Source organism: Stenotrophomonas sp. STEN046 (assembly GCF_056759755.1).
In genome coordinates this window covers 36,270-55,501 of sequence record NZ_JBRRDR010000007.1, presented here as the reverse complement: position 1 = coordinate 55,501, position 19,232 = coordinate 36,270, and the positions used below count along the sequence as shown (strand labels likewise).

19 protein-coding genes are annotated in these 19,232 nt (G+C 67.5%); 5 read left to right on the top strand and 14 right to left on the bottom strand.

Annotated elements, in window-relative coordinates; all coding sequences use genetic code 11:
* Nucleotides 1–24: 24 nt before the first annotated feature.
* From xerC to ACVOLJ_RS05535, 6 genes are all read right to left on the bottom strand, one after another.
* Nucleotides 25–906 (bottom strand): tyrosine recombinase XerC, encoded by an 882-nt coding sequence (xerC, locus tag ACVOLJ_RS05560; protein WP_475278352.1) that lies wholly within the window; start codon nucleotides 904–906, stop codon nucleotides 25–27.
* Nucleotides 907–919: 13 nt separating this feature from the next.
* Nucleotides 920–1,594 (bottom strand): DUF484 family protein, encoded by a 675-nt coding sequence (locus ACVOLJ_RS05555; protein WP_475278353.1) that lies wholly within the window; start codon nucleotides 1,592–1,594, stop codon nucleotides 920–922.
* Entirely contained in the window at nucleotides 1,591–2,442 is an 852-nt protein-coding gene (gene dapF / locus ACVOLJ_RS05550; protein ID WP_475278354.1) for a diaminopimelate epimerase, read from the bottom strand. Before dapF ends, ACVOLJ_RS05555 begins: the two co-directional genes overlap by 4 nt.
* Complete coding sequence (gene lptM / locus ACVOLJ_RS05545; protein WP_475278355.1) at nucleotides 2,435–2,671, bottom strand: LPS translocon maturation chaperone LptM; 237 nt, start codon at nucleotides 2,669–2,671, stop codon at nucleotides 2,435–2,437. Before lptM ends, dapF begins: the two co-directional genes overlap by 8 nt.
* A 100-nt stretch (nucleotides 2,672–2,771) precedes the next feature.
* Complete coding sequence (locus ACVOLJ_RS05540; RefSeq protein WP_481563660.1) at nucleotides 2,772–3,194, bottom strand: YbaN family protein; 423 nt, start codon at nucleotides 3,192–3,194, stop codon at nucleotides 2,772–2,774.
* A gap of 55 nt (nucleotides 3,195–3,249) precedes the next feature.
* Nucleotides 3,250–5,382 (bottom strand): S9 family peptidase, encoded by a 2,133-nt coding sequence (locus ACVOLJ_RS05535; RefSeq protein WP_481563659.1) that lies wholly within the window; start codon nucleotides 5,380–5,382, stop codon nucleotides 3,250–3,252.
* Between the two features lie 181 nt (nucleotides 5,383–5,563).
* Between ACVOLJ_RS05535 and ACVOLJ_RS05530 the strand changes: the two genes are divergently transcribed.
* The gene (locus ACVOLJ_RS05530) at nucleotides 5,564–6,751 is read left to right on the top strand and encodes a pyridoxal phosphate-dependent aminotransferase (protein WP_475278358.1); all 1,188 of its coding nucleotides are present in this window, start codon (nucleotides 5,564–5,566) and stop codon (nucleotides 6,749–6,751) included.
* A gap of 329 nt (nucleotides 6,752–7,080) precedes the next feature.
* Here the strand turns inward: ACVOLJ_RS05530 and ACVOLJ_RS05525 are convergent, their stop codons facing one another.
* Together ACVOLJ_RS05525 and ACVOLJ_RS05520 are read right to left on the bottom strand one after the other, a co-directional pair.
* Nucleotides 7,081–9,177, bottom strand: a complete 2,097-nt coding sequence (locus ACVOLJ_RS05525; RefSeq protein ID WP_481563658.1) for a prolyl oligopeptidase family serine peptidase — start codon at nucleotides 9,175–9,177, stop codon at nucleotides 7,081–7,083.
* A 69-nt stretch (nucleotides 9,178–9,246) separates the two neighbouring features.
* Nucleotides 9,247–9,564, bottom strand: coding sequence for a hypothetical protein (locus ACVOLJ_RS05520; protein ID WP_481563657.1), 318 nt, complete (start codon nucleotides 9,562–9,564; stop codon nucleotides 9,247–9,249).
* A 126-nt stretch (nucleotides 9,565–9,690) separates the two neighbouring features.
* Here ACVOLJ_RS05520 and ACVOLJ_RS05515 point away from each other — a divergent pair, with 126 nt between their 5' ends.
* Nucleotides 9,691–10,293, top strand: coding sequence for a lipocalin family protein (locus ACVOLJ_RS05515; RefSeq protein WP_475278361.1), 603 nt, complete (start codon nucleotides 9,691–9,693; stop codon nucleotides 10,291–10,293).
* Between the two features lie 66 nt (nucleotides 10,294–10,359).
* Here ACVOLJ_RS05515 and ACVOLJ_RS05510 read toward each other — a convergent pair whose 3' ends face one another.
* The 3 genes from ACVOLJ_RS05510 to ACVOLJ_RS05500 form a co-directional block, all read right to left on the bottom strand.
* On the bottom strand, nucleotides 10,360–11,049 hold the full coding sequence (locus tag ACVOLJ_RS05510) for a methionine ABC transporter permease (RefSeq protein ID WP_475278362.1): 690 nt from the start codon (nucleotides 11,047–11,049) through the stop codon (nucleotides 10,360–10,362).
* The gene (locus ACVOLJ_RS05505; RefSeq protein ID WP_475278363.1) at nucleotides 11,046–12,053 is read right to left on the bottom strand and encodes a methionine ABC transporter ATP-binding protein; all 1,008 of its coding nucleotides are present in this window, start codon (nucleotides 12,051–12,053) and stop codon (nucleotides 11,046–11,048) included. Before ACVOLJ_RS05505 ends, ACVOLJ_RS05510 begins: the two co-directional genes overlap by 4 nt.
* Before the next feature lie 164 nt (nucleotides 12,054–12,217).
* The gene (locus ACVOLJ_RS05500) at nucleotides 12,218–13,114 is read right to left on the bottom strand and encodes a DMT family transporter (RefSeq protein WP_475278364.1); all 897 of its coding nucleotides are present in this window, start codon (nucleotides 13,112–13,114) and stop codon (nucleotides 12,218–12,220) included.
* A gap of 141 nt (nucleotides 13,115–13,255) precedes the next feature.
* On the opposite strand from ACVOLJ_RS05500, the gene ACVOLJ_RS05495 reads away from it, so the two are divergent.
* The gene (locus ACVOLJ_RS05495; RefSeq protein WP_475278365.1) at nucleotides 13,256–13,738 is read left to right on the top strand and encodes a YajQ family cyclic di-GMP-binding protein; all 483 of its coding nucleotides are present in this window, start codon (nucleotides 13,256–13,258) and stop codon (nucleotides 13,736–13,738) included.
* Nucleotides 13,739–13,773: 35 nt separating this feature from the next.
* On the opposite strand, the gene ACVOLJ_RS05490 is transcribed toward ACVOLJ_RS05495, so the two are convergent.
* From ACVOLJ_RS05490 to ACVOLJ_RS05480, 3 genes are all read right to left on the bottom strand, one after another.
* On the bottom strand, nucleotides 13,774–14,871 hold the full coding sequence (locus ACVOLJ_RS05490; RefSeq protein ID WP_475278366.1) for a helix-turn-helix domain-containing protein: 1,098 nt from the start codon (nucleotides 14,869–14,871) through the stop codon (nucleotides 13,774–13,776).
* Between the two features lie 166 nt (nucleotides 14,872–15,037).
* Complete coding sequence (locus ACVOLJ_RS05485) at nucleotides 15,038–16,165, bottom strand: NAD(P)-dependent alcohol dehydrogenase (RefSeq protein WP_481563656.1); 1,128 nt, start codon at nucleotides 16,163–16,165, stop codon at nucleotides 15,038–15,040.
* 17 nt (nucleotides 16,166–16,182) lie between these two features.
* Nucleotides 16,183–17,649: a benzaldehyde dehydrogenase gene (locus tag ACVOLJ_RS05480; RefSeq protein WP_481563655.1), complete on the bottom strand. Its 1,467-nt coding sequence runs from the start codon at nucleotides 17,647–17,649 to the stop codon at nucleotides 16,183–16,185.
* Nucleotides 17,650–17,843: 194 nt separating this feature from the next.
* On the opposite strand from ACVOLJ_RS05480, the gene ACVOLJ_RS05475 reads away from it, so the two are divergent.
* Together ACVOLJ_RS05475 and ACVOLJ_RS05470 are read left to right on the top strand one after the other, a co-directional pair.
* Nucleotides 17,844–18,410: a DUF1415 domain-containing protein gene (locus tag ACVOLJ_RS05475; RefSeq protein ID WP_475278369.1), complete on the top strand. Its 567-nt coding sequence runs from the start codon at nucleotides 17,844–17,846 to the stop codon at nucleotides 18,408–18,410.
* Entirely contained in the window at nucleotides 18,407–19,207 is an 801-nt protein-coding gene (locus ACVOLJ_RS05470) for an SDR family oxidoreductase (RefSeq protein ID WP_475278370.1), read from the top strand. The genes ACVOLJ_RS05475 and ACVOLJ_RS05470 overlap by 4 nt, the downstream gene beginning before the upstream one ends.
* Nucleotides 19,208–19,232 lie beyond the last annotated feature (25 nt).

Genomic DNA, 19,232 nt, shown 5'->3' with positions numbered 1-19,232 from the left:
GCACCTGCCGGGCACGGCCCGGCGCTACCCTTCCTTGCCGCGCCGTTTGGCCCGCGGGTGCGCCGCGTCGTACACCTTGGCCAGGTGCTGGAAATCCAGGTGGGTGTAGATCTGGGTGGTGGCAATGTCGGCGTGGCCGAGCAGCTCCTGCACGCCGCGCAGGTCGCCGGAAGATTCCAGGATGTGGCTGGCGAAACTGTGCCGCAGCATGTGCGGGTGCACGTGCTTGAACAGGCCCTGGCGCTGCGCCAGCTGGCGGATGCGGATCTGCACCGCACGCTGGCTGATCGGCCCGTTGCGACCGGGGAACACCGGCGTGGCCGGGCCACCGCCGCTCTCGCTGCGCCAGGCCAGCAGTGCCTCGCGCGCCTGCCGTCCGACCGGGACCCGACGCTGGCGGTTGCCCTTGCCGGTCACGTTGACCAGGCCGCTGGCGAAATCGAGGTCCCGCCAGATCAGCGCGCACACTTCGCTCAGGCGCAGGCCGGAGGAATAGAACAGCTCCAGCAGCGCGCGGTCACGACGGCCGAGCTCGCCTTCCGGTTCCAGCTCGACCAGCTGCACCGCTTCGTCGGCATCCAGTACCTGCGGCAGGCGCCGCGGCGCACGCGGCGCCTTCAGCGTTGCCGCCGGGCTGGCCTCGATGCGGCCATGCTTGAGCAGCCAGGCATAGAAGCTGCGGCAGGCCGACAGCCGGCGCTGCAGGCTCTTGGCCGACAGGCCGCGGCGATGTTCATCGGCAACGAACTGGCGCACGGCATCGGCATCAAGCGCTTCCACCGCCACGCCACGCGGTTCGGCCCACACGGTCAGGGCATCCAGGTCGCGCCGATAGGCGTCGAGCGTATGCGCCGACATCCGCCGCTCCACCTGCAGGTGCTGCAGGAACGCCTGCACCGCGCTCATCGTCGTGTCCTGTTCAGTCCGCGAAACGCTTCAGTCCAGTAACCAGGGCTTCGCCCATCATGCGCAGGAACAGCGTTCCCATGCCGGGGTAGAAGCGGTTCGGATCGTGGCTGCCGACGGCAATCAGCCCCACGCCCGGCAGTGGCAGCAGTGCGGTGGTCTGCACTTCCTCGCTGCGCGCGCCGTACAGCACGGCGTTCTTTTCAGCCTGCAGGCGGCCGCAGATCGGCTCGCCATCCTTCAGGCAGTCGCGGAACGGGCCAAGCGTCGCATCGTCGGCGGCCAGCACCTGCAGCCATTCGGCCTGCTCCAGGCCGGCCACCGGCGCATGCACCACCAGCCGCACCAGATCGCCGGCGAAATCTTCCTGCAGCGATGCAGCCATCGCCCGCAGCGTGTCAGCCGCGTTGTCCTGCTTCATCAGGGCCAGGGTCAGCTGGTGGGTACGCACCGCCAGCCGTTCGTTGACCTGGGCGGTGGCGCCCAGGTCGGCCAACCGTCGCGCCAGCTCGCGGTTCTTCTCACGCAGCACGTCCAGCTGGTAGCTGGCCAGCGATGCGGTGGGACCGTCATCGCGTGGCACCACCAGGGTCAGGGCCAGGTCCGGGAACTGCTTGAGGAAGCCCGGATGACGCCGCAACCACGCGGCCACTTCATGGGCACCGAGCTTGTCGACGGTCTCAGTCATGCGATCCACTCCCCTTCGAAGACGAATGCGGTCGGGCCGGCCATCACCACCGGCTGGCCATCGCCCGGCCACTGGATGCGCAGGTCACCGCCGGGCAGGCTGATGCGCGCATCGCGCTGCAGGCGGCCGCGCTGCATCAGGGTGACAGCGGCAGCACAGGCGCCACTGCCGCAGGCCAGGGTTTCGCCGACGCCGCGCTCGAAAACGCGCAGGCGCGCATGCGCCGGGCCCATCACCTGGGCGAAGCCCACGTTCACCGATTTCGGGAACGACGCATGCTGCTGCAACAACCCGCCAACGCGTTCGACCGGTGCGGCATCGATCAGGCCGACTTCGATCACCGCATGCGGGTTGCCCATCGACACCGCGGCGAAACGCACGGTCTCGCCCTGCAATGGCAGCAGGTATTCATCGCGCGGGTGGGCGAAGCCCACCAGCGGCACCTGTGCCGGTTCGAACGCCGGCACGCCCATCGCCACCGCGAACTGGCCATCGCCCAGTACGTCCACGGCGTGGCTGGACAGCGGGCTGTCGATGACGAAGCGATCGCCCTGCGCACTGCCCTCGCGCACCAGCCAGGCGGCGATGCAGCGCGCGCCGTTGCCGCACTGCTCGGAGTTGGAGCCGTCGGCGTTCCAGATGCGGTAGGACGCCACCGAGCCTTCCGCACGCGGCGGCTCGATGGTCAGGATCTGATCGCAGCCGACGCCGGTATGGCGGTCGGCCAGGCGGGCGGCCAGTTCCGGGGTGGGCGGCGGGGTGCCGTCGCGCAGGTCGATCACTACAAAATCGTTGCCTGCGCCGTGCATCTTGCTGAAGCGCAGGCCGTTGGAACCGGCCTTACTCATTCCCGTCGTCCACCTTCTTGACCGGGTCCGGGGTGACCGACGGGCTGCCGTCGTTCACGTCCTGGGTGGCAGCGGGGGTGGCGTCGTCGGCCGCCGGTTCGACGGTCTCTTCCACCGGCACCGGCTTCTGCGGCAGCACCAGCGGGCCCTTGTTGCCGCACGCGGCGAGGAACAGCAGCGAGGCCGCTGCCAACGGAATCAGGATGACATTGCGATGGGGGATGCTCATGCCCCGAGTATAGCCATTGACGGCTGAGCGGTTGGTGCAGGGATAGCGCCGCGCGGAGCGCTCACCGGGCATGGCCCGGCGCTACCGTGCGTGAGGGACGTTATCCGGGCGGCGGCAACGGCCGGGTCCACAGCCAGGCCGCCACCACGGCCATGCTGCCGATCGAGAACCACTTCACCCAGGCGATCGGCACGCACCACAGCATGATGCCGGCGCAGACGGCCATGGTGATCGTGGCCATCCACTTGCCATGGCGGCTGACCGCACCGTGTGCCTGCCAGTTGGCGATGGCCGGGCCGAAGCGCGGGTGCTGCAGCAACCAGGTGTGCAGGCGCTCGGAGCCGCGCGAGGCGGCCCAGGCCGAGATCAGGATGAATACGGTGGTCGGCAGCCCGGGAACGAAGATGCCGACGATGCCGGTACCCAGGCTGACGTAGGCCAGCAACCACCACGCCCAGCGGAAGCGCACCGGCCGGACCGGCGCAGGCGATGCTTTGGCAGCGGGAGGGTCGGGCTGGCTCATCGCACAAGGATACCCAGAGCGGTGGCGGCAGCGGTATCACCGCCGCCACCGTGCGTCATTCCGCCGCAGCGGCGCCGGCCGGGTCCTGGATGCCCAGCTGCTGCAGCACGAACGCGTAGGACTCGGACAGTTCGCGGTAACGCTGGAAGCGCCCGGACTTGCCGCCGTGGCCAGCCTCCATGTCGGTACGGAACAGGATCGGGTGATGGCCGCTGTTGTCGTCACGCAGCCTGGCCACCCACTTGGCCGGCTCCCAGTACTGCACCTGCGAATCCCACAGGCCGGTGCCCACGAACAGCGCCGGGTAGGCCTGCTTCTTTACGTTGTCGTAGGGCGAGTAGGACAGCATGTAGTCGTAGAACGGCTTCTGCTCCGGGTTGCCCCACTCGTCGTACTCGTTGGTGGTCAGCGGGATGGTCGGGTCGAGCATGGTGGTGACCACATCGACAAAGGGCACCTGCGCCACCAGCACGCGGTAATCCTGCGGCGCCTGGTTGGCGATGGCGCCCATCAGCAGGCCACCGGCGCTGCCACCGGAAGCGGCCACGCGATCCTTGGCGGCCCAGCCCTGTGCAACCAGGCCACGGGTGACGTCGATGAAATCGTTGAAGGTGTTCTGCTTGTGCAGCAGCTTGCCGGTCTCGTACCAGTCACGGCCCATTTCCTGGCCACCACGGATGTGCGCGATGGCGTACACCACGCCACGATCGAGCAGGCTCACCGCGGTCTGGTTGAAGTACGGGTCCATCGACATGCCGTAGCTGCCGTAGGCGTACTGGAACAGCGCGCCCTTGCCGTCCTTCTGGTAGCCCTTGCGGTAGACCAGCGACACCGGCACCTTCACCCCGTCGCGCGCGGTGATCCACACACGGTCGGTTTCGTACTGGGATACGTCATAGCCGATCACCGGCTGCTGCTTCAGCTGGCGACGCTCGCCGGTGGCGGTGTTCAGTTCGTACACCGTGGTCGGCGTGGTCATCGAGGTGTAGGCGTAACGCAGCCAGGGCGTATCGGCTTCGGTGTTGTCGCCCAGGCCCATCGAGTAGGCCGGCTCGTCCGCCTTGACGTAGTCGTTGCGGCCGTCCTTGAACAGCAGGCGGATACGCTCCAGGCCTTCGGAGCGTTCGGCGATGGCGGTGTAGGTATCAAACAGCTCGAAGCCTTCGATGAACACCGCATCGTCGTGCGCGATCCAGTCCTGCCACTGCGTGCGCGATGTGGCATCGGTAGGTGCGGTGACCAGCTTGAAGTTCTTGGCACCATCGTTGGTGCGGATCACCCAGCGGCCATCGTAATGGTCGGCGTCATATTCCACGTCGCGCTGGCGCGGGGCCAGCACGGTGAAATGGGTCGGATCGCTGGCGGGGGCGTAGCGCTCCTCGGAAGACACGGTGCTGTGCACGCCGATGGTGATGAAGCGGTCATCGCGGGTGCGGCCGATGCCCATGTAGAAGCTGTCGTCCTCTTCCTCATAGACCACCGTGTCGGCGCTGGCCGGGGTGCCCAGCACATGCTTCTTCACGCGCACGGTCAGCAGGGTTTCCGGATCGTTCTCCACGTACAGCACGGTGCGGTTGTCATCGGCCCAGACCAGGTCGCCGGAAGTGCCGGTGATGGTGTCGGGCAGCACCTGGCCGGTGCGCAGGTCCTTGAACCGGATGACGTACTGGCGACGACCGACATCGTCATCGGCCCAGGCCAGCAGATGGTTGTCCTGGCTGACATCCATCGAGCCGACGCTGAAATAGCCCTTGCCGGCGGCCATCGTGTTGACGTCCAGCAGGACTTCTTCCGGTGCTTCCATCGCCCCCTTGCGGCGCGCGTGGATGGGATAGTCCTGGCCGGTCTGGTAACGGCTGTAGTACCAGTAGCCGCGCTCGCGCGCCGGCACGCTGGAATCGTCCTGCTTGATGCGGCCGACGATCTCCTTGTACAGCGTGTCTTCCAGCGGCTTCAGCGGTGCCAGCAGCTGGTCGGCGTAGGCGTTCTCGGCCTGCAGGTAACCCAGCATGGCCTTGTCTTCGCGCTTGTCGTCGCGCAGCCAGTAATAGTCATCGTTGCGGGTCGCGCCGAAGGGCGCCTTGACCACGTGCGGGCGCTTCTCAACGTCCGGCGGAACGGGCGGGGTGGCGGCGGTGGCAGTGCTGGTCATCAGGCTCGCAAGCAACAGGCAGAGGGTAGGTTTCATGAGATAAGGCTCCTTGATCGGCAATGCAATGGCGTCCTTTTCCTGAGTCTGGGTGGCGGAAGGCCAGCGGGCAACCCTGCCGGTGGTGCCGCCGCTGGCCGGCAACCCGATTCACCCCGAAGATCGTGAGGTTGCCGGCCAGCAGCCGGCACTGCCAGGACCGGCGGCGTACCATGGCGGCATGAGTACCCTGCCCCACACGCCGGGCTACAGCCGGCGCAGCCATGAAATCGCCCCGTTCCACGTGATGTCCCTGCTGGCCCGCGCACAGGCGCTGGAACAGGCCGGCCATGATGTGATCCACCTGGAGATCGGTGAACCGGACTTCACCACCGCCGAGCCGGTGGTACGTGCCGGCCAGGCCGCACTGGCCGCCGGCCACACCCGCTACACCGCCGCACGCGGCCTGCCTGCGCTGCGCCAGGCGATCAGCGGCTTCTACCGCAGCCACTACGGGCTGGACATCGACCCAGAACGCATCCTGGTCACCCCGGGCGGCTCCGGTGCATTGCTGCTGGCCAGCAGCCTGCTGGTCGATCCGGGCCGTCATTGGCTGCTGGCTGATCCCGGCTATCCCTGCAACCGCCATTTCCTGCGCCTGGTGGAAGGCGGCGCACAGCTGGTGCCGGTCGGCCCGGAAACGGCGTACCAGCTGACCCCTTCGCTGGTGCAGCAGCACTGGAATGCTGACAGCGTCGGCGCGCTGGTGGCGTCGCCGGCCAATCCCACCGGCACCGTGTTGTCAGCCGATGAGCTGGCTGCGTTGTCGGCCGCGCTGCGCGCACGTGGCGGCCATCTGGTGGTCGATGAGATCTACCACGGCCTGACTTACGGGCTGGATGCAGCCAGCGTGCTGCAGGTCGATGACAGCGCCTTCGTGCTGAACAGCTTCTCCAAGTACTTCGGCATGACCGGCTGGCGGCTGGGCTGGCTGGTGGCTCCGCCGGCGGCCGTGCCCGATCTCGAAAAGCTGGCGCAGAACCTGTACATCAGCGCATCGAGCATTGCCCAGCACGCCGCACTGGCGTGCTTCAGCGAGGAAGCGATGGCGATCTTCGAACAACGCCGGCAGGCCTTCCAGCAGCGCCGCGACTACCTGCTGCCGGCCCTGCGCGCGCTCGGTTTCCGTATCGATGTGGAGCCGCAGGGCGCGTTCTACCTGTACGCCGACGTCAGTGCCTTCACCGATGACGCGCAGGCGTTCTGCAACCACTTCCTGGAAACCGAGCACGTGGCGTTCACCCCGGGCCTGGATTTCGGCTTCCACCGTGCCAACCAGCATGTGCGGCTGGCCTATACGCAGGAAGTGCCGCGACTGCAGGAGGCGGTGGCGCGCATTGCGCGTGGGTTGCAGCGCTGGGGGGCCTGATCGCCCGCGCGAACGGCATCCACGCATGGCGTGGATCTACTGCTGACAGGCTGCAGGAGGCGGTGGCGCGCATTGCGCGTGGGTTGCAGCGCTGGGGGGCCTGATCGCCCGCGCGAACGGCATCCACGCATGGCGTGGATCTACTGCTGACAGGCTGCAGGAGGCGGTGGCGCGCATTGCGCGTGGGTTGCAGCGCTGGGGGGCCTGATCGCCCGCGTGAACGGCATCCACGCATGGCGTGGATCTACTGCTGACAGGTAGATCCACGCCATGCGTGGATACGTGGCCGGTAACGAAAAACGCCGCCCGAAGGCGGCGTTTTTCATTCCTCACTTACCGCCCAAGCGTTCCCACAGGAAGCTGTAGGCCAGTGCGGACATGTGCGCGGCCTGCGCATTGTTGGCTGCACCGCCGTGGCCACCTTCGATGTTCTCGTAGTAGGTCACGTCCTTGCCGGCGTCGATCATCTTCGCCGCCATCTTGCGGGCATGGCCCGGGTGCACGCGGTCATCGCGGGTGGAGGTAGTGAACAGCACCGGCGGGTAGGTCTTCTTCGCGTCGAACAGGTGGTACGGCGAGAAGGTCTTGATGAACTCCCAATCGGCGGTGTCCGGGTTGCCGTACTCGGCCATCCACGAGGCGCCGGCCAGCAGGTGGCTGTAGCGCTTCATGTCCAGCAGCGGCACCTGCACCACCACCGCCCCGAACAGTTCCGGGTACTGGGTGAGCATGTTGCCGGTGAGCAGGCCACCGTTGCTGCCGCCCTGCACGCCCAGGTGCTTGGCCGAGGTGATCTTGCGGGTGACCAGATCCTGCGCCACGGCGGCCATGTCTTCATAGGCCTTGTGACGGTTCTGCTTCAGCGCCGCCTGGTGCCAGCGCGGGCCGTACTCGCCACCGCCACGGATGTTGGCAACCACGTACACGCCGCCCTTCTCCAGCCAGGCGCGGCCCATGCCGCCGGAATAGGCCGGGGTCAGCGAGATCTCGAAGCCACCGTAGCCGTACAGCAGGGTCGGGTTGGAACCGTCCAGCTTCATCGCCTTGTCGTGCACCACGAAGTACGGCACGCGGGTGCCATCCTTGCTGGTAGCGAAGTGCTGTTCGATGACCTTGCCATCGGCGTCGAAGAACGCCGGCATGGTCTTGAGCACTTCCGGCGCCTTGCCGATATCGGCGATGGCCAGCGTGGTCGGGGTCAGGTAGTCGGTGGCGGTCAACCACACCGCATCACTGTCGTTGCTGTCGACCGCGCTGACACCCAGGGTGCCGAACGCTGGTGCGCCGACGAAGTCGCTCTTCTGCCAGCCCTTTGCGCCCGGGGTCAGCACCGACAGGCGGTTCTTGACGTCGTCCAGCACGTTCAGCACCAGGTGGTTTTTCGTCCACGAAGCGCTGGCCAGCGAGGTGGTCGCGGTCGGGGTGAACAGCACCTCGAAATCGCGCTTGCCGGCCAGGAAGTCGTCGAGCTTGGTGGCCAGCAGCGAACCGGAGGCATAGGTCTTGCCACCGACGGTCCAGGCGTCGCGCAGCTCCAGGGTCAGCCACTGCTTGTGCAGGCCCTTCTCGGCCGAGTTCGGCGCATCGATCTTGGTCAGCGTGCCATCGTCGCCACGCAGGTAGACCTCGTTGTTGTAGAAGGCCAGCGTACGGCTGACCAGGTTGCGTTCGAAGCCGGGGGTGTCATCGTGCATGGCCGCGATGTACATGTCTTCCGGCTTGCCTTCATACACCACGCTGGCCGAGGCCATCGGCGTACCGCGCTTCCACAGCTTGGCCACGCGCGGGTAGCCGGAGGTGGTCATCGAGCCGGCACCGAAATCGGTGTAGACGAACACGTTGTCGCGGTCGATCCAGCTCAGGCCGCCCTTCGATTCGGGGCGGAAGAAGCCGTCCTTGATCCAGCTCTTGCTGGCCAGGTCGAATTCGCGGGTGACATCGGCGTCGGCACCACCACGCGACAGCGCGATCAGGCAGCGGCTGTAATCCGGACGCAGGCAGTCGGCGCCGTGCCAGACCCAGTTTTCGTTCTCGGTCTTGTTCAGCGCATCCAGGTCGAGCACGGTCTCCCACTGCGGCGAGGCCTTGCGGTACTCGGTCAGGGTAGTGCGCCGCCACAGGCCGCGCTCGTGCTGCTTGTCCTTCCAGAAGTTGTAGTAGTAATCGCCGATCTTCTGCACGCCGGGAATCTTGGCGTCGGAATCGAGCACCTCGCGGATGCTGCTCTCCATCTGCTTGAAGGCCGGGGTCTGCGCCAGGCGCGCCTCGGACTTGGCATTCTGTTCCTTGACCCAGGACAGCGGCTTGTCGCCGGTGACGTCCTCCAGCCAGGCGTAACGGTCGGTGTCTTCAGCAGCCACGGCGGTCCCCACCGAGGCAGCGGTCATCATGCCGGCCAGCAGGCAGGCGGAAGCGAATCGGGACATTGCAGCTCCAGGCAGTCATTAGCCGTGGAACGCTAGCATGGATCACCGCGGCCGCCCCTGTGTCGAAGGTCAGGCTGCGGCAGCGCGCGCCTTGCGGGTACGGGCTGCCGGCAGGCGCCGGGCCTGACCGCTGCGGCGGCGCAGCCGGCGGGCCAGCGCCCGGATCGGCAACGGGCAGCGCAGCAGCGCCCACCAGGCCGCCAGCGGCATGCCCACCAGCCACAGCGGCAACCAGCCCAGCCAGGCACTGCTGCCACGCGCAGCCGGCCACACCAGCACCACCGCCAGCCCGGCCAGGGCGATCTGCGGCACAACCCGCAACAGGCGCGGATCGGCGCCTTGGCTGACGCGTTCAGTTGGCGAACGATGGCGGGAACGTGTGCGCATGTGGATTCTCCGGTGGTCGATGGCGGCCAGCTTGGCTGCGGTGCTTCTCATCGGCTGCGACACCATTGACGGATCGCGTGCACACAGTGACCATGCGCTGGCAAGCCCACTGGAGCCCGCTCCCGCATGTCCTCGATCCGCCCGTTCTGCGCTGTGATGCTGGCCCTATCCCTGGGCGGTCCTGCTTTGGCTGCCAGCGATCCACCGTCGCCGCGCACCACGGCGGCTGAATCCACCGATGCCGGCGCAGCGATCGACCTGCAGCGCTTCATGGGTACCTGGTACGTGATCGGCCGCGTGCCGAACTTCATCGAACGCGGCCATGTGGCCAGCGTCAACCAGTACGAGCTGCGCGAAGACCACAAGGTCGCCATCACCTACCGCTACCGCGATGGCTTCGGTGAACCGCTGCAGGAGCTGCGTGCACGTGCCAGCGTCGATCCGGACAGCGGCAACCACGGCTGGCGCACCTGGTTCTACCGGGTCGTGCCGACGCATTCGCGCGTGCTGGAAGTGGCCCCGGACTATTCCTGGGCGCTGATCGGCTACCCGGGCCGCGAAATGGCCTGGATCTTCGCGCGCACGCCGGACATGGACAAGGCGCTGTACAAGGATCTGGCCGAGCGCCTGCGTGACGAGTACGGCGTGAACACCGACAAGCTCAAGCGCGTGCCGCAGCACGCTGACCAGGTCGGCAAGCTGGGCTACGAAGTGCCGAACGTGCGTTGATCGTACGTTGGATTGCCGGCCAGCGGCCGGCACGACCCGAATGATGCCGGGCGCCGCCCGGCATACTTATCTGCGGCTGTAATGCGCGACCAGGCGGTCGCCCAGCATCTGCAGCAGCTGCACCAGTACCAGCAGCACCACTACCGTCACCAGCGCCACATCGGTGCGGTTGCGCTGGTAGCCTTCGCGCAGCGCCAGATCACCCAGGCCGCCGGAACCGATCGCACCGCCCATAGCAGTGAATCCGACCAACGCGACGGTGGTCACGGTGGCCGCTGCAATCAGGCCCGGGCGCGCTTCGGGCAGCAGTACCCGGCTGACCAGCTGCCAGGTGGTGGCCCCCATCGACTGCGCGGCCTCGACCACGCCGCGGTCGACCTCACGCAGCGCGGTCTCGACCAGCCGCGCGTAGAACGGTGCGGCGCCGATCACCAGCGCCGGCAACGTGCCCAGCACACCGATCGACTGGCCCATCAGCCACAGCGATACCGGAATCAGCACCACCATCAGGATGATGAACGGCACCGAGCGCAGCAGGTTCACCACCACCGCCAGCACCGCATAGGCCAGCGGGCGACGGCGCATCTGCGGGGCACCGAAAAGATAGAGCAGCACGCCCATCGGCAGGCCGATGGCCAGGGTCAACGGCAGCGAGCCGGCCATCATCAACAGCGTCTCGATGGTCGCCTTGCCGATGTCGGCCCACTTGTCAGCGTCCAGGTGGCGGAAGAAGCCGCCGGCGGTTGCAACGATCATCGACGCAGTTCCTCAACGTGCACGCCGGCAGCCACGAACGCGGCCTGCGCGGCGGGCTGGTCGCCGCCCACCAGGGCAACCACCAGCTGGCCATACGGGGTGTCCTTGATCCGGTCGATACGCCCGGACAGGATGTTGTAATCGACCCCGGTCTGCCGCGCGACGCTGCCAAGCAACGGCTCGTAGGTATCGGCACCAAGGAAGGTCAGGCGCACGACGCGGCCACCGACCGCATCGAAATCGCGGTGCAGCGCGCCCTCGTCCAGATGTTCCGACTCGCTCACGAAACGGCGCGTGGTCGGGTGCTGCGGGTGCAGGAACACCTGGGTGACCGGGCCGGTCTCGACCAGATCGCCGGCATCGAGCACGGCAACGCGATCGCAGACACGGCGGATCACATCCATCTCGTGGGTGATCAGCACGATGGTCAGGCCCAGCTCGCGATTGATCTTCGACAGCAGCGCCAGCACCGAGGCCGTGGTCTGCGGGTCAAGCGCGCTGGTGGCCTCATCGCACAGCAGGATCTGCGGGCGCGTGGCCAGTGCACGGGCGATGCCTACGCGCTGCTTCTGGCCGCCGGACAGCTGCGCCGGGTACTTGTCTGCATGGGCCTCCAGGCCGACGGTCTGCAGCAGTTCGGCCACGCGGGCGTCCACGTCGGCCTTCGGCGTACCGGCCAGCTCCAGCGGGAAGGCAACGTTGCCGGCCACCGTGCGCGAGGACAGCAGGTTGAAATGCTGGAAGATCATGCCGATGCGCCGGCGCAGCGCGCGCAGCCCATCCGGGTCCAGTGCGGTGACATCCTCGCCGCCGATCAGCAGACGGCCACCGCTGGGCTCTTCCAGGCGGTTGATCAGGCGGATCAGGGTGGATTTGCCGGCGCCGGAATGACCGATGATGCCGAACACCTCGCCGGCCTCGATGGTCAGGTCCAGCGGCTGCAGCGCGCTGACCGCGCGGCCGCCAACGGCATAGGATTTGTGCAGGCGCTGGAACTCGATCACGGGAGCGGCTCACCGGCAGGGCGATGGAAGGGGCGTGCAGCCTACCAGCGCCGACGCTCGCGCGCAGGCGCCATGGGCGAGAATGTTATTCCTTTTGGTTCTAAGGACGCTGTGAACACAGCATCGGCTGCCGCCGGCCGGCGCTCGGCGCTACCGCGCCGGGCTCACGGATGGTCCAGCGGCTTCGGTGGCTGCTGCCGGTTCACCCGCTCCCGATGCAGCAGGTACAGGCCAGAGGCGACAATAATCGCCGCGCCCGCCCAGGTGTAGCCATCCGGCAGCTGGCCCCAGAATGCCAGGTCCCAGCCGATTACCCAGACCAGTCCGCTGTACTCGAGCGGGGCGATCATCGAGGCCTCGCCCAGCTGGAAGGCCTTGGTCAGGGCGATCTGGCCCAGCGCGCCGGCCAGGCCCATGCCGGCAATCAACGGCGCATGCGCCAGCTGCAGCGGCACCCAGCCGGGGATTGCCAGCAGGCCAGCGCCGATGGCCATGATCACCAGGAACCAGACCACCATCGACTGTGACGTATCGGTGCGGGTCAGCAGGCTGACGGTGATCGCAGCGATGGCATAGGCGGTTGCGGCGGCCAGCACCATCAATCCCGGCACTGAAATGAAACCGTCCACACCCGGGCGCAGCACCACCAGCACGCCCACCAGGCCGATGCCGATGGCGACCCAGCGCCGCGGCCCCACCCGCTCGCCCAGCAACGGCACCGACAACGCGGCAATCAACAGGGGCGCGACGAAATAAATGGTGTAGGCGGTGGACAACGGCAGATCGCGCAGGGCGAAGACGAAGCAGCCGATCATCGCCATGCCCAGCCCGCCACGCAGCAGATGCAGGCCCCAGCGGCGCGGAATCAGCGAGCGCGGGCCCGCACTGGCCAGCACCCAGACCAGCACGAAGGGCAGCGACGCCGCGCCGCGCAGGAAGGTCACCTGCAACGAGGGATAGCTGGCCGCCAGCTGTTTCATGCCGGCGTCCATCAGTGAGAAACAGGCGACGGCGGCCACCATCCAGGCCACCGCGTGCGAAGGGGAGCGTTGCAGGTTCATGCCCCATTATCGCCGACCGCACCCGCCTGTAGCGTCGAACCCGGCTCGGCTGCCGCCTGCAGCGTCGCCGGGCATGGCGCGGCGCTACGAAGGGACCGGCGCGATAGAATGGCCGCCACTGAATTCTGCGGAGCAACGCCCATGCCTTCTTTCGACGTCGTGTCTGAAGTCGACACCCACGAGCTGACCAACGCACTGGACCAGGCCAACCGCGAGCTCGCCACCCGCTTCGATTTCAAGGGCGTGGATGCCAAATTCGAACGCGAGGGCGAGGTGATCACCCAGATTGCCCCGAGCGAATTCCAGCTCAAGCAGATGAACGACATCCTGCGCGCCCGCTTGTCCGCGCGTGGCATCGACACGCTCAGCCTGGAGTTTGGCGACATCGAGACCAACCTGGCCCAGGCCCGGCAGAAGATCACCGTCAAGCAGGGCATCGAGCAGAAGATCGCCAAGAAGATCGCGGCCGCGCTGAAGGAAGCGAAGCTGAAGGTGGAAAGCCAGATCAACGGCGACAAGCTGCGTGTGCAGGGCAAGAAGCGCGACGACCTGCAGGACGCCATCGCCGTGCTGAAGGCGGGCAAGTTCGAGCTGCCGCTGCAGTTCAACAACTTCCGCGATTGATGGATGCCGCCGGGCATGGCCCGGCGACCTGCCGGTCAATCGCGCAGCAGCTTGTACAGCGTGGTGCGCGAAATACCCAGCTGGCGTGCGGCCAGGCTGAGATTGCCGTCCGCGGCCTGCGCCGCACGGCGCGCCGCCTCGCGCTGCTGGTCACGCAGCAGCGGCGCACCCACGTTGTGCAGGGCGGCCCGCTGCATGGCCTGCCGCGATGCGGTGCGCGGCGCCCGCAGATGCTGCAGGTAGACCGCACTGCCCTCCCCCAGGCGCACCCGATGCGGCGCACCCGGTTGCAGCAGGCGCCGCCGCTGCGCCGCACTGGCTCCGGCAAACAGCATGTCCACGCCCAGCAAGGGCAGCGGCCCACGCCGTGGCAGGCCCAACAGGCGCCGCGCAACGCGGTTGGCCGCGCGCAGCTGGCCATCTTCCTGCACCGCAAGCAGCCCCTGCAGGGGTGACGCCAGCCAGCGCGGATCGTGCTGCACGGCCAGCAGGTGCACATCGGTGAGGGTGTGGAAGAGGCGATTCTCGCTGGCCAGTGCGGCCTGCCGGAAATAGCCCTGCAGCAACGACGGATCGCGCTCGCCCAGGCCGGTGATGTCGATCACCCCGCAGACCCGGCCGTCGAGATCATGCAACGGCTCACTCAGGCAGAACACCGGGGCGAAACGCTGCAGGTAGTGCTCGTTGCCACGCACCAGCGCAGGCAGGTCGTCGGCCAGGCTGAGCGCGGGCGCGGTGGTGCCGATCTCGGTTTCGCCCAGCCGCCGCCCGACCTGGATCGGTCGCAGCAGAGGCGCATCTTCCAGGCCGTGTGCCTGCTGCGCGATCACCATGCCATCGCGGTTGGCGCAGAACATCGTCCAGCCCCGCCCACCGAACGCGGCCCAGAGCTGTTCCAGTTCCGGCTGTACGCAGCGCGCCAGACGGCGATCATCAGGATGGGACAGCCGGCGGCCATCGCCCAGCAGCGGCCGGTAATCCGGTTCCTGCCCCGGCTGCAGGCCGGCTGCGCGCGAGCGTTGCCACGACTGCTGCAACGGCAAGGGCAGCAGGGCCAAAGACTGCGCATCGCCCTCGGCGAAGGCGGCGCGTGCCGCCACCAGCTGCTGTTGCCCGACTGTCGTGGCCATCATCGGCGCAGATTACACCTGCCAGCGGCAACATCGCGTCATGTCACGACAACGGAGCGTTCCCGTTGCCGTGAGGGATGCATCCACGCAGGGCGTGGATCCACAAGCGGCAGGGGAACCTTCGTCGGGGGGTGCCCGGCCCACCCCAGCCCCCCACCCCACCCTGCCCTTACGCCGCGATGCGCAGGATCGGTTTCAGCGTGATGCCACGGGTGCTGTCTTCGGCCGCCTGGTTGATCTGTTCCAGCGGATAGAACTTCACCAGCTTGTCGAACGGGAAACGACCCTGCTGGAACAGTGTCACCAGCTGCGGAATGAACACCTGCGGCACGCTGTCGCCCTCGACGATGCCGCGGATGCTGCGGCCGCCGAGCAGCAGGTTGTTCACATCGAAACTGGCGGTGGTGCCCAGCTTCGGCGCACCGACCACGCCCATCATGCCAAGCCCGCCGAGCGCTTCGATCCCGGCGGAGAGCACCTCCGGGCGCCCGGTCGATTCCAGCGCGAAATCGGCACCACCGCCGGTGATCGCGCGCACCGCTTCGACCACATCGGTGTCGCGGCTGTTGATCACGTGGGTGGCCCCCAACTCCAGCGCCAGCTCCAGTCGCGAGGGCACCACGTCAATGGCGATGATGGTGGTGGCGCCGGCGACCTTGGCCGCCATCACCGCACTCAGCCCGACCGCACCAGCGCCATAGCTGGCGAAGCTGCTGCCAGATCGCACCTGCAGCGAATTGAGCACGGCGCCTGCGCCGGTCTGGATGCCGCAGCCCAGCGGGCCGAGCAGTTCCAGCGGTGCATCGTCGGGCACCTTGATCGCGTTGATCTCGCGCGCCAGCGCATAGGTGGCAAACGAGGACTGCGCGAAGAAATGGTCATGCAGCGGCTGGCCCTGCGCGTCGGTGATGGCGGTCTGGCCATGGCCATCGTCGCCGCCGAAGTTGAGCGCGAAGAAATCGCGGCAGTACGCGCCGTGGCCGCCGCGACAGGGATTGCAGTGACCGCAGGCACCATAGGTCAGCACCACGTGGTCGCCTGCCTGCAATGCCTTCACGTTGGGGCCGACGGCTTCGACGATGCCGGCACCTTCGTGGCCAAGCACCGCCGGCAACGGCACCGGATAGTACTGGTCACGCACGATCAGGTCGGTATGGCACAGGCCGGTGGCCACCACCTTCACCAGCACTTCGTCGTCCTGCGGCCCACGCAGCCGCGCCTGCTCGATCACGAACGGTTGTTCCTTGCCGCGTACCACCGCGACGGTGATGTCGCGCGCATCAAGACTGCTGCTCATCGTTGTGTGCTCCTCGATCAGATCGGATAGGCCGGGGCTTCGCCCTTGACCGTCAGCCATTGCCATTGGGTGAATTCTTCTGCGTTGGCCGGGCCGCCGATGCTGCTGCCATTGCCGGATGCGCCCACGCCACCAAACGGATTGATCACTTCATCGTTCACCGTCTGGTCGTTGATGTGCAGCAGGCCGGTACGCAGCCGCTCGCCGAGCTTCAGCGCGCGCCCGACGTTGCTGGAGACAATGCCCATCGACAGGCCGTACTCGCTGTCATTGGCCAGTTGCACTGCGTGGTCGTCATCATCGAATGGCACCACCACTGCCACCGGCGCGAAGATCTCTTCGTTGAAGGCGGGATTGCCGGCGCTCACGTTGCCCAGCACGGTCGGGGCGAAGAACAGCGCCTGGTGGGTGCCGCCGGTTTCCAGCGTGGCACCGGCCTTCACCGCCGCATCGACCACGCGTGCGGCATGGTCGCGCTGCGCCGCGTTGATCAACGGTCCCAGCGCCACGTCCTCGCGCGCCGGGTCGCCGACCTTCAGCGATTGCGCCTTGGCCACCAGTTTCTGCAGGAACGCCTGGTGGATGCTGCGCTGGACCAGCACGCGGCCGGTGGCCATGCAGATCTGGCCCTGGTGCAGGTACACGCCCCAGGCCGTATTGGCGACGGCCAGCTCCAGATCGGCGTCATCCAGGATGATCAGCGAGTTCTTGCCGCCCAGTTCCAGCGAGACCTTCTTCAGGTGCTTGCCCGCCGCCTCGCCCACCTTGCGCCCGGCCGCGGTGGAACCGGTGAACTGGATCATCGCCACATGCGGATCGCTGGTCAGCGCCGCGCCTGCCGCGCCATCGCCGGGCAGCATGTGCAGCACGCCCTCCGGCAGGCCTGCCTGTTCGAACAGGCGCGCGATCACCACCCCGCCGCAGACGGCGGTGCGCGGGTCGGGCTTGAGTACCACCGCGTTGCCCAGTGCGATCGCCGGTGCCACCGCGCGCATCGCCAGGTACAGCGGGAAGTTGAACGGCGAGATCACCCCGACCACGCCGAGCGGACGGCGCCGCGCCAGATTCAGCCGGCCCGGCTCGGACGGCAGGATCTCGCCGACGCTGCGCGCGGGCAGCGCGGCGGCCTCGTGCAGCGCCTTGATGGTCACCTTGGCCTCGAAACCGGCCTTCAGGCGGGTCGAGCCGCTTTCGCGGACCAGCCATTCAACGAGGGTATCGATGTTCTCCTCGGCCAGCCGCGCGGCCTTGCGCAGCACCTCGGCGCGCTGTTCATACGGTGCGGCGGCCCACGCCTGCTGTGCCTGCGCGGCGGCGGCCGCCGAACGTGCCACCTGGGCCGGGTCCGCCAGGCCGATCTCGCCGAGCGGCTGGCCGGTGGCCGGTTCGATCACCGGCTGGCGCTGTGCGCTGGCGCGCCAGTGCCCGTCGAAGCAGGCGCCGGACCAGAGCTCGGTCGGCAACCATGGGGAAGATGCAGTCATGTGGAGTCCTCCTGTGTCGTGCGGTCATTGCACGCCCGCCGCGCGCGGGCGGCAATCGGCCATCGGTGCGGTCGTGGCAAGGGATTGAATCAACGAGGGTTTCCAGCTTGGCCGGTGTCCAGTTCGTGGACAGTGAACGGTGCGTCGGTGTCCACGCGCCTACAATGGCCGCCCTGCCAGCCGATGCGCCCGCCATGACCGACACCACCCTGCCTACCGATGATCCGATCGCCGCCACCCGTCTGTGGCTGGAGCGCATCGTCATCGGACTGAACCTGTGCCCGTTCGCCAAGGCGGTGTACGTGAAAGACCAGGTGCGCATCGTGCTCAGCGACGCCACCACGCCCGAGGCGCTGGTGGAGGAACTGGCCGAAGAACTGGTGCTGCTGCGCGACACCCCCGCCGAGCAGATCGACACCACCCTGATCGTACATCCGCAGGTGTTGACCGACTTCCTGGAGTACAACGATTTCCTCGACAACGCCGATGCGGCGATCGAGGCGTTGGACCTGCAGGGCATCCTGCAGGTGGCCAGCTTCCATCCGGACTACCAGTTCGATGGCGTGGCCGCCGATGACGCCAGCAACTACACCAACCGCGCCCCCTTCCCTACCCTGCACCTGCTGCGCGAAGACAGCGTGGCGCGTGCGGTGGATGTCTACCCGGACCCGGACGTGATCGTCGAGCGCAACATCCAGACGCTCGATCGCATCGGTGTGGAAGGCTGGCACCGCCGCCTGCGCGGCGACGACCTGTCATGAGCACGGTGCCGCCGATAGCGGCCTGGCCGGCAGCGCCGCTGCACGGCAAGGTGGTGCTGGTCACCGGCGGCGCCAACGGCATCGGCCGCGGCATCGCCCAGGCGGTGCTCGGCGCCGGTGGCCGCGTGCTGATCGGCGATCTCGATGAGGAGGCGGGCCACGCCTGCCTGCACGAATGGCAGCGCGGCCAAGATGCCGCCTTCCAGCGCGTGGACATTGCCGACGAAGCCAGCGTAGGCGCGTTCATTGCCGACGCGCTGCAGCGTTTCGGGCGCATCGATGGACTGGTCAACAACGCCGGCATCGCCGGACCCCACGGCACGCTGCTGCAGGAGATGGACTGGGAAGAGTGGCAACGCCGCCTGTCGTCGCTGCATGGTGCGTTCCTGTGCAGCAAGCATGCCTTGCCGGCACTGTCGGCCGGTTCAGGGGCGATCATCAACATCGCCTCGACCCGCGCCTGGCAGTCCGAAGCACACAGTGAGGCCTACGCGGCTGCCAAGGGCGGGCTGCTGGCCTTCACCCATGCGCTGGCCATCAGCGCCGGTCCGGCGGTGCGGGTCAACAGCATCAGCCCGGGCTGGATCAGCACCGACGCCTGGCAGGCACCCGCACGCCGGCACGCACCGCAGTACTCGGCCGAAGACCACGCGCAGCATCCGGTGGGGCGTGTTGGCCAGCCCGAGGATATCGGCGCGCTGGCGGTGTACCTGCTGTCGTCGCTGTCCGGCTTCACCACCGGCCAGGATTTCATCGTCGACGGCGGCATGACCCGGAAGATGATCTACGCCGATTGAAGGCGGGACGCCCCGGTAGAGGCCA